Here is a 16,149-nt window from a genome sequence, read left to right on the forward strand (position 1 = left end):
GCTTACCTCAGCTTCAGCGTGGTCAGGCCCAGCAGGCACAAGAGCATGGTGATGATCCAGAAGCGGACCACGACCTGGGTCTCTTTCCAGCCACTCTTCTCGAAGTGGTGGTGCAGCGGCGCCATCTTGAGCAAGCGCCGGCCCTCGCCGTATTTGCGCTTGGTGTACTTGAACCAGCTCACCTGCAGCATGACGGACAGGGCCTCGACCACGAAGATGCCGCCCATGATGGCCAGCACCACTTCCTGGCGCACGATGATGGCGATGGTGCCCAAGGCACCGCCCAGGGCCAAGGCCCCGACGTCCCCCATGAAGACCTGGGCCGGGTGGGTGTTGAACCACAGGAAAGCCAGGCCGGCACCGGCCATGGCCGAGCAGAAGATCAGCAACTCGCCCGACCCCGGGATGTGCGGGAACAGCAGGTACTTGCTGTAGACCGAGCTGCCCGTGACGTAGGCGAACACGCCCAGCGAGGAGCCCACCATCACCACCGGCATGATGGCCAGGCCGTCCAGGCCGTCGGTCAGGTTGACCGCGTTGCTCGAGCCCACGATGACCAGGTAGGTCAGGATCACAAAGCCGAATACACCCAGCGGGTAACTGACTTCCTTGAAGAAGGGCAGCAGCAAGCCCGCCTTGGGCGGCAGGTCCACGTCAAAGCCCGACTGCACCCAGGTGATGAACAGCTCCATCACCTTGAGGTTGGAGCTTTCCGAGATGCTGAACACCAGGTAGAGCGCGGCCACCAGGCCGATCACCGACTGCCACAGGTACTTTTCGCGCGAGGGCATGCCCTCGGGGTCTTTGTTGACCACCTTGCGCCAGTCATCGGCCCAGCCGATGGCGCCAAAGCCCAGCGTGACCAGCAGCACGATCCAGACAAAGCGGTTGCTCAGGTCGGCCCACAACAGGGTCGAGATGGCAATCGACAGCAGGATCAGCACCCCGCCCATGGTGGGCGTGCCGCTCTTGCTGAGGTGCGATTCCATGGCGTAGCCCCGGATGGGCTGGCCGATTTTCAGGGCGCGCAGGCGCCGGATCACGGCCGGGCCGGCCAGCAGGCCGATCAGCAGCGCGGTGGTCGCGCCCATGACGGCGCGGAAGGTCAGGTACTGGAACACCCGGAAAAATCCGAATTCGGGCGACAGCGTCTGCAACCATTGGGCAAGACTCAGCAGCATGGTTGCTTCTCCTCAAAACAAAATGAATCAGGCGCGGGGCGCATCGGCCACCTCCGCCTGAGTGGACGCCCGGGCTGCGGCGTCGATGACCCCGGTCACGCGCTCCATCTTCATGAAGCGCGAGCCCTTGACCAGCACCGATGCGGCCTCGGACAGGCTTTGCAGCACGGCGTGCTGCAAAGCCTCGTAATCAGCGAAGTGGCGGCCCGCCGCACCAAAGGCCTGCACGGCCTGCGCGCTTTGCTCGCCCAGCGCATAGAGCTGTTCGATGCCGCGCTCACGGGCGTAGGCGCCGGCTTCGGCATGGAAGGCAGGACCTTGGTCACCGACCTCGCCCATGTCGCCCAGCACCAGCAGGCGCGGACCGGGCAAGGCCGCCAGCACCTCGATGGCGGCGCGCACCGAGTCGGGGTTGGCGTTGTAGGTGTCATCCACCACCGTGATGGCGCGCGGCGCCCCACCCTGCGACCAGTTGGCCACCCAGGCGCGCGAGCGGCCTTTGACCGGGCTGAAGTCCGCCAGGCCGCGCTCGATGGCCGACACCGGCACGCCAGCAGCCAGGGCGCAAGCCAGCACGGCCAGCGAGTTGCGCACGTTGTGCATGCCGGCCACCTGCAAGCGGTAGTTCAGCAGGCCTTGCGGGCTCTGGGCTTGCACGGTCCAGGCGGCGCCTGCCCAGTGGGCCGACAGCAAAGTGACTTCAGCGGCCACGCCAGGCGTGGTCGAAAAGCGCAGGCAGCGGGCGGGGCCCGCCAATTGGGCCCACAGCGCGGCATAGGGCTCGTCGGCCGGGAACACGGCCACGCCTTGTGCGCCCAGACCCAGCAAGACCTGACCGTTTTCCTGGGCCACGGCGTCCACCGTGCCCATGAACTCCTGGTGTTCGCGCTGGGCGTTGTTGACCAGGGCCACGGTGGGCTGGGCCAGGCGGCGCAGGTAGTCGATTTCGCCCGGGTGGTTCATGCCCAGTTCGACCACGGCGGCCTGATGTTCAGGGCGCAGGCGCAGCAGCGTCAGCGGCACGCCGATGTCGTTGTTGAAGTTGCCTTCGGTGGCCAGGCTGGCCGCCCCCCAGTGGGCGCGCAGCACCGAAGCCAGCATCTGGGTGCAGGTGGTCTTGCCATTGCTGCCGGTGACCGCGATCAGGGGGCCGGTGAAGCGCTGGCGCCAGGCGGCTGACAACTGGCCCAGGGCCAGGCGGCTGTCGGGCACTTGCACGCCGGCCAGGCCAGCGGCGGCGGGGTCGCGCTCGGCCAGCACGGCGCTGGCCCCCGAGGCAGCCGCTTGGGGCAGCAGGTCATTGGCATCGAAACGCTCGCCGCGCAGGGCCACGAACAGGTCGCCCGCTTGCAGGCTGCGGGTGTCGGTGGCCACGCGCAGCAGCGGCGTGGCCGCGTCGCCCACCAGGCGGGCGCCAGGCAAGGCGGCGGCCACGTCGGCCAAGGTCATCATGTGTTGGGGGCTGCTCATGCACGCCCTCCCTTCAGGCGCAAGGCCGCGTCAATGGTGGCGTGATCGGAAAAAGGATGGCGCACGCCCGCCGTCTCCTGGTAGGCCTCATGGCCTTTGCCCGCCACCAGCACCACGTCGGCGGCGCTGGCCTGGGCCAGCACCTCCTGGATGGCGGCGGCGCGGTCGGCCTGCACCTGCACGCACTGGCGGTGGCTCAGGCCCAGCAGGACTTGGCTGATGATGTGTTCGGGCTTTTCAAAGCGCGGGTTGTCGCTGGTGACCATGACCCAGTCCGCTTCTTTTTCAGCCACGGCGGCCATCAGTGGGCGCTTGGTGGCATCGCGGTCACCGCCGCAGCCGAACACGCAGCACAGGCGACCACCGCGCTCGGTGGCGATGGGGCGCAAGGCGCGCAGGGCTTTTTCCAGCGCATCCGGGGTGTGGGCGTAGTCAACCACCACCAGGGGCTGACCAGCCCCACCGCGGCAATCCATGCGGCCCGGCACGGGCAGCAGGTGTTGGCAGGCCTGAACGGCGTCGGCCAGGGGCACGCCCAGGCTGCGCAGGGTGGCGATCACGCCCAACAGGTTGCTGACGTTGTAGCGGCCCATCAAGGCGGTGTTCAGGGGCAGGCTTTGCGCGCCCTCTTGCACGACAAAACTCAGGCCGCGTTCGCCGTGGTGAATCTGCTGCGCATTCAAGCGCGCTCCACCGTGCAGCGACACCGTCCAGCAGTCCAGGCGCGAAGCCAGGTCCTGGGCCAGGGCCGCACCGTGTTCGTCATCCACATTGATGACGGCGGTCTGCAAGCCGGGCCAGGCGAACAACGCGGCTTTGGCAGCCCAGTAGGCGGCCATGCTGCCGTGGTAGTCCAGGTGGTCCTGGGTGAAGTTGGTGAAGAGGGCCACGCGCACGCGGCAGCCGTCCAGGCGGTGCTCGGCCACCCCAATCGACGAGGCCTCCAGGGCACAGGCGCTGAAGCCCTGGTCAATGAAGCGACGCAGCTGGCTTTGCAGCAGCACGGGGTCGGGGGTGGTCATGCCCGTGCCCGCCAACTGGGCCAGCGGGTCGGTGCCCGCCTGGTCGGGCTGCGGCACCCGGCCAGTGCCCAGGGTGCCGATCATGGCGCAGGGTCGGCGCAGCGCGTCGGGCAGGGCCGACAAGGCCTGGGCCAACCACCAGGCGGTGGAGGTCTTGCCATTGGTGCCGGTGATGGCCAGCACATCGATGTCCTGCGAAGGCTGACCCCACCACAGCGCCGCCAGCGGGCCGGTGGCGGCCTTCAGGCCGGCATAGCAGGCCACGGGGGCGTCGGCGGGCCAATCGGCCAACGCTTCGACACCCTCCCGTTCGACCAGGCAAGCCACGGCGCCCTGGGCCAAGGCGGCGCGCACAAAACGGCGGCCGTCGGTGGCGGCGCCCGGCCAGGCAATGAAGGCCTGACCGGCCTGCACCTGGCGGCTGTCCACGCGCAGCTCGGTGGCGCCCTGGGCGCGCAACCACTGCAGGGCTTGTTCGGGGCTGTGGAGCACTTGCATCAGAAGGACTCCTCAACAGTTTGGGCCACCACCTGCGGCTTGACCGACAGGTCGGGCTGCACCCCCATCATGCGCAAGGTCTGCTGCACCACTTCGCTGAACACCGGAGCGGCCACCAGGCCACCGTAGTACTGGCCTGCGCTGGGCTCGTCGAGCATCACGCCCACGATGATGCGCGGCTTGTCGATCGGCGCCATGCCGGTGAACCAGGAGCGGTACTTGTTGCTGGCATAGCCCTTGCCCACTTGCTTGTGCGCGGTGCCAGACTTGCCGCCCACCGAATAGCCCACGGTCTGGGCCTTGGGGCCGGTGCCGCCAGGGCCTGCGGCCATTTGCAGCATCTTGCGCACGGCGGCCGCGGTCTGGGGCGAAAACACCTTCACCCCCGAAGCCCGGGCATCGCTTTTCAGCATGGTGACCGGGATGATTTCGCCGTCATCGGTGAAGGCGGTGTAGGAGTGCACCATCTGGAACAGCGAGGCCGACAGGCCATAGCCGTAGGACATGGTGGCCTGCTCAATCGGGCGCCAGGTCTTGTAGGGGCGCAGCCGGCCCGTGACCACCCCAGGGAAGGCGATCTGCGGCTTCTGGCCAAAACCCAAGGCGGTGAAGGTGTCCCACATTTCATGGGGCGACATGCGCTGGGCGATCTTGGCCGCGCCGATGTTGCTGGACTTCTGGATCACCTGCTCCACCGTCAGCATGCCGTTGGCGTGGGTGTCGGTGATGGTGGCGCCGGTGATGGTGTAGCGGCCAGGGCCGGTATCGATCATGCTCAGCGGCGTGATGCGCCCGGCCTCCATGGCCATGGCCACGGTGATGGGCTTCATGGTCGAACCGGGCTCAAAGGTGTCGGTCAGGGCGCGGTTGCGCAACTGCTCACCGGTCAGGTTCTGGCGCTTGTCAGGCACATAGCTGGGGTAGTTGGCCAGGGCCAGGATTTCGCCGGTGACCGAGTCCAGCACCACCACGCTGCCAGCCTTGGCCTTGTTGGCGGTCACGGCCTCGCGCAGCTTCTGGTAGGCGAAAAACTGCACCTTGCTGTCGATGCTCAGGCGGATGTCGCGGCCATCCACAGGAGGCACTTGCTCGCCCACGTCTTCGACCACGCGGCCCAGCCGGTCCTTGATCACGCGGCGGGAGCCGGGCTTGCCGCCCAGGTCTTTGTTGAAGGCCAGTTCAATGCCTTCTTGGCCCTGGTCTTCCACGTTGTTGAAGCCCACGACGTGGGCAGCGCTCTCACCCTCCGGGTACTGGCGCTTGTATTCCTTGCGTTGGTAGAAGCCCTTGATGCCCAGGGCGGCCACCTCGCGCGCCACAGGCTCATCGAGCTGGCGCTTGATCCAGACGAAGGTCTTGTCCTCGTCCTGCAGCTTCTTGTTCAACTCGGCGATCGGCATGTCGATCAGCTTGGCCAGTTGGCGCAGCTTCACCGGGTCGCGGTCCACGTCTTCAGGAATGGCCCAGAGGCTGGGCGCGGGCACGCTGGAGGCCAGGATCAGGCCGTTGCGGTCCAGAATGCGGCCGCGGTTGGCCGGCAGCTCCAGGGTGCGTGCAAAGCGCACTTCACCCTGGCGCTGGAAAAAAGCATTGCCCACCACCTGGATGTAGGCAGCCCGGGCGGCCAGGCCCAAAAAGCCCAGCGCCACCACCGCGACGATGAACTTGCTGCGCCAGACCGGGGTCTTGCTGGCCAGCAAAGGGCTGGAGGTGTAGAGCACGCTGCGGCTCATGGCTTGCTGCCCTCGGCGGCATCGCCCTTGAGCTGCACATACTGCGTGATGGCTGGCGTGGCCGTGCGCATTTGCAGCTGGTTACGGGCCAGCTTGTCGATGCGCAAAGGCGTGGCCTGAGCGCGTTTTTCAACCTGCAGGCGCTCGTGCTCAACCTCGATCTTGCGGGCCTCGGCCTGCGCCCGGTCCAGCGCCATGAACAGGCGACGGGACTCGTACTGGCTGTGCACCAGGTACAAGGCGCTGAGCACAATGGCCACCAGCAAAACGAGGTTGAGGCGAATCACAGCCCACGCCCTCCCCCGACGTGAAGCTGCACACCGCCGTGCAACAGACCCCGACGGCTCATGCCGCCTCCGTGCGCAGGGCCACCCGCATGATGGCGCTGCGCGAACGCGGGTTGCGCGCCACCTCGTCGGCACTGGGGCGGATGCGCTCCAGCGCGTCGAGCTTCATGACCTGAGGCGCGGCAAAGGGAGCGCGGCGGTCAAAGACCTCCTTGCTGTGCTTGGCAATGAACTGCTTGACGATGCGGTCTTCCAAAGAATGGAAGCTGATCACGGCCAAGCGCCCACCGGGCGCCAGCACGGCCAAGCTGGCCTCTAGCGCCTGTTGCAGCTCTTCAAGCTCGGCGTTGATGAAAATCCGAAGAGCCTGAAATGTGCGCGTTGCAGGGTTCTGGCCCGGCTCGCGGGTTTTGACCGTGCCAGCCACGAGCTCGGCCAGCTCGGCGGTGGTTGAAATTGGGCCCCGTTCCTGTCGGCGAGCCACAATCGCCTTTGCAATCGGAAAAGCAAACCGTTCTTCGCCGTAGTCACGTATCACCTCCGAAATTTGTTGAAGTTCCGCCGTGGCCAGCCACTCGGCCACGCTCTCACCCCGGGTGGTGTCCATGCGCATGTCGAGGGGGCCATCGAAACGGAAACTGAACCCGCGCTGCGGGTTGTCGATCTGCGGCGAACTCACGCCCAGATCCATCAGCAGACCTTGCACGCTGCCCGCGGGCAGCTCGCCCAGGTGGCGAAATCCTTCGTGCCGAATGGAAAAACGCGCATCGGTGATGCGCGCAGCTTCTTGAATGGCGTCCGGGTCTTTGTCGAACGCGATCAAGCGGTCCTGCGGCCGCAGCCGGGACAGCAGCAGCCGGGAGTGGCCGCCGCGCCCGAAGGTGGCGTCCACCCAAGTGGCCGGGCCCTCGGGCAGCTCGCCGCCCAACAAGGCGTCGACCGCCTCGTCGAGCAAGACTGTGGTGTGTTGCAAAGGGGTGTCCAAAGGGGCCTCAGAAAGAAAAATCCTTGAAGACCTCGGGCATGTCGCCTTGCATGGCCTTGGCTTCCTGCTCGTCGTAGGTCGCCTTGTCCCACAGTTCAAAGTGGTTGCCCATGCCCAGCAGCATGGTGTCTTTGCTGATGCCAGCGGCCTGGCGCAGTTCAGGCGACACCAGCACACGGCCAGTGGCATCCATCTCCACGTCCATGGCGTTGCCCAGGAAGATGCGCTTCCACCACTGGGCCGACATCGGCAGCTCGGCAATGCGCTCGCGGAACTTCTCCCACTCGGGGCGGGGGAAGACCATCAGGCAGCCGTGGGGGTGCTTGGTGATGGTCAATTGACCACCCGCCGTCGCGCTCAAGACGTCACGGTGCCGGGTCGGCACAGAAAGCCGACCCTTCGCATCCAGACTCAGAGACGAAGCCCCTTGAAACACGACAGCACACCCCAGGTTGAGTTCAAGCGCCAGAGCGGTAAAAACACCTCCATGAGGCACTTTTCACCACTAAATTGCACTTTTTTCCACTGTAGCAGGAAATGCCGCAGCCGCAAGGTGTCTTGCCAGAATTTTTTCAATGAAATCAAGGACTTAGAGCCGCAATCGAAAGTCAACAACGGATGAAAATCGTTGTGAATTAAGCACTTAGCTCCGTCACTGAAAGTGTTCCGTGAAGCTCAGATGAACGTCACAGGATGTAACGAGACCAATCCTCATCCTGGCTCAACTCACCCAGGCGGGCATCGACAAAGGCCGCGTCAATGACGACCGTTTGCCCCTGACGCTCGGTGGCCTCAAAGCTGACCTCATCCAACAGGCGCTCCATCACGGTGGACAGGCGGCGAGCCCCGATGTTCTCGGTGCGCTCATTGACGTCGAAGGCCGTCTGCGCCAGGCGGGTGATGCCCTCGGGTGTGAATTCCAGCGTGACACCCTCGGTGGCCAGCAGGGCCTGGTACTGCTTGACCAGGGAGGCCTGGGTCTGCACCAGGATGGCTTCGAAATCCTGCACCGACAGGGCCTGCAGCTCCACCCGGATCGGGAAGCGGCCTTGCAGTTCAGGAATCAGGTCGCTGGGCTTGCTCAGGTGGAAGGCCCCCGAGGCGATGAACAGGATGTGGTCGGTCTTGATGACGCCGTACTTGGTCGACACCGCCGTGCCCTCCACCAAGGGCAGCAGGTCGCGCTGCACGCCCTGGCGCGAGACCTCGGCACCGCTGCCCTGGCTGCGCGAGGTGACCTTGTCGATCTCATCGATGAAGACAATGCCGTTTTGCTCGGCATTGCTCAGGGCCTGGCTGCGGATTTCCTCCTCGTTGACCAGCTTGGCCGCCTCTTCGTCGACCAGCAGGCGCAGGGCTTCGCCGATGGGCAGCTTGCGCGTCTTGCGCTTGGCCGCGCCCATTTGGCTGAACATGCCGCGCAGTTGCTCGGTCATCTCTTCCATGCCGGCGGGGCCCATGATCTCCAGCGGCTGCTTGGTGTCGGCCAGGTCGATCTCGATCTCACGGTCGTTGAGCTGGCCCTCGCGCAGCTTCTTGCGGAAGGCCTGGCGAGCGGGCCCTTCCGGGGTGGGCTCTGCGGCCTCACCCAACACCGGGCGGGCCGGCGGGATCAGGATGTCCAGGATGCGGTCTTCGGCCGCGTCTTCGGCGCGGCTGCGCATCTGGCGCACAGCGGCTTCGCGGGTCTGTTTGACCGCCACCTCGGCCAGGTCACGGATGATGGAATCCACATCCTTGCCCACATAGCCCACCTCGGTGAACTTGGTGGCCTCGACCTTGATGAAGGGCGCATCGGCCAGCCGAGCCAGACGGCGCGCGATTTCGGTCTTACCAACCCCGGTCGGGCCGATCATGAGGATGTTCTTGGGGGTGATCTCTGGGCGCAGGCCGGCTTCGACCTGCTGGCGGCGCCAGCGGTTGCGCAGGGCAATGGCCACGGCGCGCTTGGCGCCGGCCTGGCCCACGATGTGGCCGTCGAGTTCGGAGACGATTTGCTGGGGGGTCAAGGAAGACATGGGACAGGTCCTGCTGCAAGCCAAGTGCCCCGCGCACGCGCTGGCACCCGGCGTGAAGAATCAATCGAGGGTTTCGATGGTGTGGTTCATGTTGGTGTAAATGCACAGCTCGCCGGCAATGGCCAGGGATTTGCGCACCACCTGCTCGGGCGACAGATCGGTGTTGTCCAGCAAGGCTTTGGCCGCCGAGTGCGCGTAAGCACCGCCCGAACCGATGGAAACAATGCCTTGCTCGGGTTCCAGCACATCGCCGTTGCCCGTGATGATCAGTGAGGCCTCGCGGTCGGCCACTGCGAGCATGGCCTCCAGGCGGCGCAGCACGCGGTCGGTGCGCCAGTCCTTGGTCAGCTCAATGGCCGCACGCACCAGGTGGCCCTGGTGTTTCTCGAGCTTGGCTTCAAAGCGCTCGAACAAGGTGAAGGCATCGGCCGTGGCGCCCGCAAAGCCCGCCAGCACGCGGCCATGGTGCAGCTTGCGCACCTTGCGTGCCGTGCCTTTGACAACGATGTTGCCCAGGGTCACCTGCCCGTCGCCGCCGATGGCGACTTGCACGCCCGTGGGGGTTTGGCGACGCACGCTGAGGATGGTGGTTCCGTGAAATTGTTCCATAGTGCTGCTTGAATTGGGGGTGGGAGGGAAATTTGCAATGGCCATGAAGCGGCACCTGAATCCAGGCGCAGCGCCCTGCCCCGCCCGGCTTGGCGACCTCGAAAAGGCCCCAGCTCAGTCTTGCCTGGGCATCACCCGGGCATGGTCATTGATGCCAATGACATTGAAGAACACCGCGACCAAGCGGTGCAGTTGCTGGAACTGCACCTGGGTGCCCTCGGCCTGGCGTGCAGCGGCCCAGTTGAGCACCGAGCCGGCCGCCGAGAAGTCAATGCGCACGAGGCGCGCGCAATCGACCACCAGCACCTTGGGAATGCGGTAGCCGGGCAGCGGCACGGGCAGGGAGCCGCCCACATCGCCGGTGATGGTGCCACTCAGATCGACCACGATGGCTTGCTGTCCGCCCATTTCGGAGTCAGGGGCCGGCATGTCCAAGGCCAGCGCGGTGGTGGCGAACTCGGTGTGATAACGCGAGGGCTGGGTCGCAGGCCCCTCTCCGGCGGGCGCATCCAACAACAAGCCGGCGCCGTCGCCCGTCAACACACGGCATTCGCAATACGGCGCCTGCCAGGACGGCGGGGACTGCTCGTAGGTGATGCAATAGTCCAGCGCCACCAACTCGAATTCCTCAGCGCGCCCCATGACGCGCAAGGACTCCATGCGCAGCTGCCACCAGGCGGGCGAGACTTCGGGCTCACCCGATCGGGTTTGGGCGCGCAGCACATCATCAAAAATGGCCATGCCCTGCCAGCGCAGGCGCACACGGGACTGGGCCCAGTCGGCCATCAACTCCGCCAAGGGAGGGACCGCCGCGTCCTCGATCAGGCTCAGGCGGGACCAGTCCAACAACCAGGGAGAGGCCGCCCGCCCCAAAGCGGCTTTCAAGGCCGCGACGGACTGCAGGCCCAACACCGAAGGGCTGGTCCACTGGTAACCCGCGGCCTCGGTCAAGCCGTCGTCCCAGGGACTGGCCGTCGGCGCGCGACGCGCCGAGGCATCGGCCGATGGAAAGCTCACCCACAAAGGACCCGAGCGCCCAAACCGGCCCGCGAAATCGATCGACGCGCTGTCAAAGCGATCGGCCTGGGCCGTGGCCCGGTAGAGATCAAACAAGGCCATCCACAGCGGCTCTTGGTAGGCCAGCGACGGCTGCTGCACCAAGTCCAGCACCGCGGACTCTGCGCCTTCTACATCGCCATTGGCGTAGCGGATCGCCGCCTCTTCCAACTCTGGCGCATGCACATAGGCGGGGGTTTCTTGCCCGAGCAGGCGCGAGGACGCGAATTCGCTGTGACCCGACATGGGCAAGGTGCTTTGCACCGCCGTGGGGGCAAAGGCGGGGCCCTGACCGCGCCCGCCTGGGCCGTCAAAGTCCCAATCGGCGAGGTGGGGTGGCGCAGGCGCACCCGGTCGGCTCGCGGGGATGCTCATCCCCTTGAGCATGGAGGTCGACACCGTGGAGCCCGGCAAGGTGTGCGCCGCATCCAGACTGTGGCGCGACTGCGGCTGGGTCGCGGCTGGCACCGACGCGGGCACCGAGGCCGGCGCGGATGCCAGACCGGTCGGGCGCGTGGGCGCAAAAGCATTCTTGTGGGCCGCGGCCAGCGCAGCCGAGGTGCCCGGGGGCGGCTGCCCCTGTTTGGAACGCCACCACTGCATGGACATCTGGGCTTCGATCTCGTCGATCTTCTTGAGCGTACCGGCACGGTCGTCGGTGCGTGACGCCAGGCTGCTCTGGAAGAATGAGGGGCGAGCTTGCGGGTCCTCGGGCGGGTTCAAGGCCTCGCGCTTGCGCAGCTTGCGCAGTTGGTCAAACTCACGGCGGCGCACGAAGTCGTTGCGCCGCTTGCGCTCAATCATTTCCTTGAGCGCTTGCTTGTTGTAGTTGCTGTCGCGATCGTCCTCGGATTGATCGAGGTCCCCCCAGTTGGTGGTCGGGCTCGTGACGAACCGAACCACCTTGGACAGCAGGCCTGAGGGGTCTTCTTTGGTCATGAAAACAGGGCGGGCAAGCCGGACAAACCGGGCTCAGTCCCCGAACATCTTCTGCTTGAGTTCCCGGCGCTGCTGGGCTTCCAGCGACAGCGTGGCGGTGGGGCGGGCCAGCAAGCGGCCGACACCGATGGGTTCGCCGGTTTCGTCGCAGTAGCCGTAGTCACCGGCGTCGATGCGGGCGATCGATTGCTCGATCTTCTTGAGCAGCTTGCGCTCGCGGTCACGGGTGCGCAGTTCAAGCGCGTGTTCTTCTTCGATGGTGGCGCGGTCGGCGGGATCAGGCACCACAACCGTGTCTTCGCGCAGGTGCTCGGTGGTTTCACCGGCGTTGTTCAGCATGTCCTGCTTGAGGCGGCTCAGCTTGAGGCGGAAGAAAGCCGTCTGCTTTTCGTTCATGTACTCGCTGTCAGGCATGGCGAGCACTTCCTCGTCCGTCATCTGGTCGACGGTCTTGGTTTTCCAGTTGTTGGCCAGTTTCGGGTCTTTCTTGATCGAGGAAAGCGCGGGCGAAACGTTCATTGTCGTAGGCATGGTGTGTAGAAAGCTGGCTTTGGCGGCAGTTGACGCCACGGCAGGGGCCGTGGCCATGGATGGTACGGTTAATTGGGTCAGTCTGGAAGACGGGCGCGTGCTGCGCTCGATGCCGGACGGGGCCACCGCCGGCACCACCAGGGAAGGCAGGGAGGCTGGAGGGGGCTTGGCGGCAGCAGGAGGAGTCAGGGCAGCCGCCTTGGCCTGCGCTTTCACCGCTGCGGCGGTTTTCACCGTCGCACTGGCAGGCTTGGCGGCTGCGGTTTTCTTTACCGCAGCCACGGGCGCCGCTTGGGATTTGCTGGCAGGGGCTTTCAAAGATTGTCTCCTCGCATGAAAGGCGGGATCGCTTGGAACCGGCGAACCGGCTGGCCTGCGCCGGGGACGCGCACCGGGCTTTTGCCGGGGCGCGATTGTATAGGCTCAAGGCCGTGCCCCGTCAACCGTTGCGGAATCGAGACAAACATGTGTCGCCCACCCCCTGCGAAAAACCGCAAGTCTAGGGCTTTTGCCCGCCTTCACAAGGGCATTGGCATCAATTTTGATAAAAAACGACGCCGAGGTCAGACCTGCCTCAAACCAGGCACTGTTCCAGGCCCTGCAAGAAGATGTCGCGCGGCAGGTCAATGCCGATGAACACCATCTTGCTGATGCGTGCCTCGTCCGGGCCCCACTGCGGGCCCAGGTCGCTGCCCATCAGTTGGTGCACCCCCTGGAAGATCACCTTGCGCTCGGTGCCCTGCATGTTCAACACACCCTTGTAGCGCAGCATGCGCGGGCCATAAATGTTGACGATGGCGCCCAGGAAGTCTTCCAACTTGGCCGGGTCAAAGGCACGCTCCGACTTGTAGGCGAAGCTCTTCACGTCGTCATCGTGGTGGTGATGGTGACCGTGGCCGCCATGCTGGTGCGAGGGGTGGTCGCAATGCTCGCCGTGGGCATGATCGTGGTCATGGTGGTGGTCGTGATCGTCTTCCTTGAGGAAGTCGGGGTCGATGTCGAGCTTGGCGTTGAGGTTAAAGCCGCGCAGGTCGAACACCTCGCTGATCGCCACTTCACCAAAATGCACGGCCTTTTGCGGCGCACGCGGGTTCATGTGGGCCAGGCGGTGCTTGAGGGCTTCGACCTCTTCGGCCGGCACCAGGTCGGTCTTGCTGATGAAGATCTGGTCGGCAAAACCCACTTGGCGACGCGCTTCCTGGCGGTCGTTGAGTTGCTGGGCCGCGTGCTTGGCGTCGACCAGGGTCAGGATGGAGTCGAGCAGGTAGGTCTCGGCGATCTCTTCATCCATGAAGAAGGTCTGGGCCACCGGGCCGGGGTCGGCCAGGCCGGTGGTTTCAATGACGATGCGCTCAAAGTCCAGCAGGCCCTTGCGGCGCTTGGCGGCCAGCAGTTGCAGGGTTTCGCGCAGGTCTTCGCGGATGGTGCAGCAGATGCAGCCATTGCTCATCTGAATGATCTGCTCTTCGGTGTTGCTGACCAGGATGTCGTTGTCGATGTTCTCTTCGCCGAACTCGTTTTCGATGACGGCGATCTTCTGGCCGTGGGCCTCGGTCAGCACGCGCTTGAGCAAGGTGGTTTTACCGGAACCAAGGAAGCCGGTGAGGATGGTGACGGGGATCAGGGCCATGGCTAGACTTTCGAACAAATTCAGGACGGCGCCGGTTCGGCGCGTGGGGCAGCCCGGAGCGCAAGGCGCGCCCCCGACCGGCACAAGTTGAGGAGTTTATCGAGGCTTTTCAAGCCCCGCCCCCGGGCCGCGGCAAGCCCGGCCCCGGGCTGCGGGCTCAGCGCCGCACCACCACCAGGCCCTTGAGGTACTCGCCCTCAGGGAAGTTGATGGTCATGGGGTGATCGGGAGCACCGGCCAGGCGCTCGGTGATGTAGCCATCCACGCCCGCGTCAATGCCCGCCGAGGCCACGATCTTGTGGAACAAGTCCGCGCTGATGCCGCCCGAGCAGGAGTAGGTGAACAACACGCCCCCTGGTGCGAGCAGCTTGAAAGCCAATCGGTTGATGTCCTTGTAGGCGCGCGCGGCCCGCTCGGCGTGCGCAGCGGTCGGGGCGAACTTCGGCGGGTCCAGGATGATGGCGTCGAAAGTGCGGCCTTCGGCCCCAAAGCGGCGCAGCGAGGCGTTCACATCGGCGTCCAGGAAGTCGGCTCGGTCGGCGGCGAAGCCGTTGAGCGCGACGTGGGCGCGGGCACGCTCCAGCGCCGGCGCCGAGGAATCGATCGAGGTCACATGCCCCGCGCCGCCCGCGAGGGCCGCCACGGTGAAGCCGCCGGTGTAGCAGTAGCAGTTGAGCACGCTGCCAAACTGACGCTGGCGGGTGACTTCGGCAAAGCGCTGGCGGCTGTCGCGCTGGTCCAGGTAGAAGCCGGTTTTGTGGCCTTCGGCCACGTCCAGCGTGAGCTGCCAGTCGTGCTCGCGCAGGGTGATGCCGGTGGGCGCAGCTTGGCCATCGGCCAGGGTGCCACCGCGCAGCCAGCCAGTGGCCTCGGGCAGGCCTTCAAGCCCGCGCGAGCTGGCGTCGGAACGCTCGTACAGCTTGCTCAGGCCGGTTTCTCGCAGCAGGGCGTCGGCCAGCACGTCTTTCCAGCGCTCCATGCCGGCGGTGCCGAATTGGGCCACCAGGGTGTCGTCGTAGCGGTCCACCACCAGGCCGGGCAGACCGTCGGATTCGCCATGCACCAGGCGGATGCCGTTGCTGCGCACGTCAAACCAGGCCCGCGCGGCCACCGAGCGCTGCACCGCGGCGCCCATGAAGGCCGCGTCAATGCGCTGCGACTCGTCAAAGCTCCAGACCCGGGCCTTGATCTTAGAGGCCGGGCTGAACGCCGCCCAGGCCAGGAATCGGCCATCGGCCGCCTCGACGCGCACGGTCTCGCCGGGGTCGCCACCGCCCTTGGCAATGGCGGAGTCAAAAATCCAGGGGTGGCGGCGCAGCAGGGAGCGCTCTTTGCCTTCGCGCAGTCGAATCGTTTTCATGGGGCGGAATTGTCGTTCCTTTTACGCCAGCCGCGCCGTCGCCACGTTCAAGCGCCCAAGCCCGGCCCTCACAGGGCCTGGCCAAAACGCTCGAAACGGGGCCACCAGTGGCCCAGGATGTCTGCCGACACCAGCACCGCCTTGGCCTGACCGATCAAGCGCTCGCGCGGCACGAGGCCGATGTAGCGAGAGTCGGCACTGTTGTCGCGGTTGTCGCCCAACATCAGGTATTGGCCGGCGGGCACGCTCAAGGGGCCAAAGCTGGAGCGCGCCCTCACCCCTTGCAACCACTGCACACGGCGCTGGTGGCCCTGGATGCTTTCGGTCAAGCGGGTGGCCGGGCGCTCCATGCCGGGCAGCAGGGCTTCGCTGAGCTGCTCGGCGCCGTCGTACTGAGCGGCTTCACCGTTGATGAAGAGGCGCTCGTCACGCATCTCGACCACGTCCCCAGGCACGGCCACCAGTCGCTTGATCAAGCGGGTGCCGTCCTGCGGCGAGCTGAAGGTCACCACGTCACCGCGCTGCGGCTCGCCCAGGCGGGCCAGCACCACATCGGTCAGCGGCAGCTTGAGGTCATAGGCCACGCGGTTGACCAGCACCACATCGCCCTCCAGCACCGTGGGCCGCATCGACCCGGAGGGGATCGGGTTCCAGTCGGCGATCGCGGTGCGGAACAGGCCGAAGCCCAGCAACAGCAGCAAAAACGAGCGGTTGGTGCGAATCCAGTGCAGCACGGGGGTGTCCTTGTCAGGTCCGACCCGCCACCGTGGCAGGCCTGAGATGACCGGCAGTATGCGTCGACTGAGCGGGCTCTGGGGCCTCGGCGAACG

The 16,149-nt window shown here is 65.7% G+C and carries 14 protein-coding genes; all 14 read right to left on the reverse strand.

Features of this window, described 5'->3' with window-relative positions; all coding sequences use genetic code 11:
* Positions 1–2: 2 nt before the first annotated feature.
* Complete coding sequence (mraY, locus tag PSQ39_RS00355; protein WP_273924610.1) at positions 3–1,181, reverse strand: phospho-N-acetylmuramoyl-pentapeptide-transferase; 1,179 nt, start codon at positions 1,179–1,181, stop codon at positions 3–5.
* A 27-nt stretch (positions 1,182–1,208) separates the two neighbouring features.
* Positions 1,209–2,651 carry a UDP-N-acetylmuramoyl-tripeptide--D-alanyl-D-alanine ligase gene (locus PSQ39_RS00360; protein WP_273924611.1) on the reverse strand — a complete coding sequence of 481 codons (1,443 nt, stop codon included), beginning with the start codon at positions 2,649–2,651 and terminating at the stop codon, positions 1,209–1,211.
* Entirely contained in the window at positions 2,648–4,171 is a 1,524-nt protein-coding gene (locus PSQ39_RS00365; RefSeq protein ID WP_273924613.1) for a UDP-N-acetylmuramoyl-L-alanyl-D-glutamate--2,6-diaminopimelate ligase, read from the reverse strand. Before PSQ39_RS00365 ends, PSQ39_RS00360 begins: the two co-directional genes overlap by 4 nt.
* Positions 4,171–5,904 carry a peptidoglycan D,D-transpeptidase FtsI family protein gene (locus PSQ39_RS00370; protein WP_273924614.1) on the reverse strand — a complete coding sequence of 578 codons (1,734 nt, stop codon included), beginning with the start codon at positions 5,902–5,904 and terminating at the stop codon, positions 4,171–4,173. Before PSQ39_RS00370 ends, PSQ39_RS00365 begins: the two co-directional genes overlap by 1 nt.
* The gene (ftsL, locus tag PSQ39_RS00375; protein WP_273924615.1) at positions 5,901–6,191 is read right to left on the reverse strand and encodes a cell division protein FtsL; all 291 of its coding nucleotides are present in this window, start codon (positions 6,189–6,191) and stop codon (positions 5,901–5,903) included. Before ftsL ends, PSQ39_RS00370 begins: the two co-directional genes overlap by 4 nt.
* 58 nt (positions 6,192–6,249) lie before the next feature.
* A complete protein-coding gene (gene rsmH, locus PSQ39_RS00380; RefSeq protein ID WP_273924616.1) occupies positions 6,250–7,176 on the reverse strand; it encodes a 16S rRNA (cytosine(1402)-N(4))-methyltransferase RsmH in 927 nt (308 codons plus the stop codon).
* Positions 7,177–7,183: 7 nt separating this feature from the next.
* Positions 7,184–7,612: a division/cell wall cluster transcriptional repressor MraZ gene (gene mraZ, locus PSQ39_RS00385; protein WP_273924617.1), complete on the reverse strand. Its 429-nt coding sequence runs from the start codon at positions 7,610–7,612 to the stop codon at positions 7,184–7,186.
* 250 nt (positions 7,613–7,862) lie between these two features.
* Positions 7,863–9,194: an ATP-dependent protease ATPase subunit HslU gene (gene hslU, locus PSQ39_RS00390; protein WP_273924618.1), complete on the reverse strand. Its 1,332-nt coding sequence runs from the start codon at positions 9,192–9,194 to the stop codon at positions 7,863–7,865.
* A gap of 60 nt (positions 9,195–9,254) precedes the next feature.
* The gene (gene hslV / locus PSQ39_RS00395) at positions 9,255–9,803 is read right to left on the reverse strand and encodes an ATP-dependent protease subunit HslV (RefSeq protein WP_273924619.1); all 549 of its coding nucleotides are present in this window, start codon (positions 9,801–9,803) and stop codon (positions 9,255–9,257) included.
* A gap of 114 nt (positions 9,804–9,917) precedes the next feature.
* Entirely contained in the window at positions 9,918–11,798 is a 1,881-nt protein-coding gene (locus tag PSQ39_RS00400; protein ID WP_273924620.1) for an STAS domain-containing protein, read from the reverse strand.
* 33 nt (positions 11,799–11,831) lie between these two features.
* Complete coding sequence (gene dksA, locus PSQ39_RS00405) at positions 11,832–12,647, reverse strand: RNA polymerase-binding protein DksA (protein ID WP_273924621.1); 816 nt, start codon at positions 12,645–12,647, stop codon at positions 11,832–11,834.
* 256 nt (positions 12,648–12,903) lie between these two features.
* Positions 12,904–13,959, reverse strand: a complete 1,056-nt coding sequence (locus tag PSQ39_RS00410; RefSeq protein WP_273924622.1) for a CobW family GTP-binding protein — start codon at positions 13,957–13,959, stop codon at positions 12,904–12,906.
* A gap of 157 nt (positions 13,960–14,116) precedes the next feature.
* Complete coding sequence (locus tag PSQ39_RS00415; protein WP_273924623.1) at positions 14,117–15,319, reverse strand: class I SAM-dependent rRNA methyltransferase; 1,203 nt, start codon at positions 15,317–15,319, stop codon at positions 14,117–14,119.
* A gap of 68 nt (positions 15,320–15,387) precedes the next feature.
* Entirely contained in the window at positions 15,388–16,053 is a 666-nt protein-coding gene (gene lepB, locus PSQ39_RS00420; protein WP_273924624.1) for a signal peptidase I, read from the reverse strand.
* Between the last annotated feature and the right edge of the window lie 96 nt (positions 16,054–16,149).

It is taken from the genome of Curvibacter microcysteis (assembly GCF_028649455.1).
Lineage (GTDB): Bacteria > Pseudomonadota > Gammaproteobacteria > Burkholderiales > Burkholderiaceae_C > Curvibacter > Curvibacter microcysteis.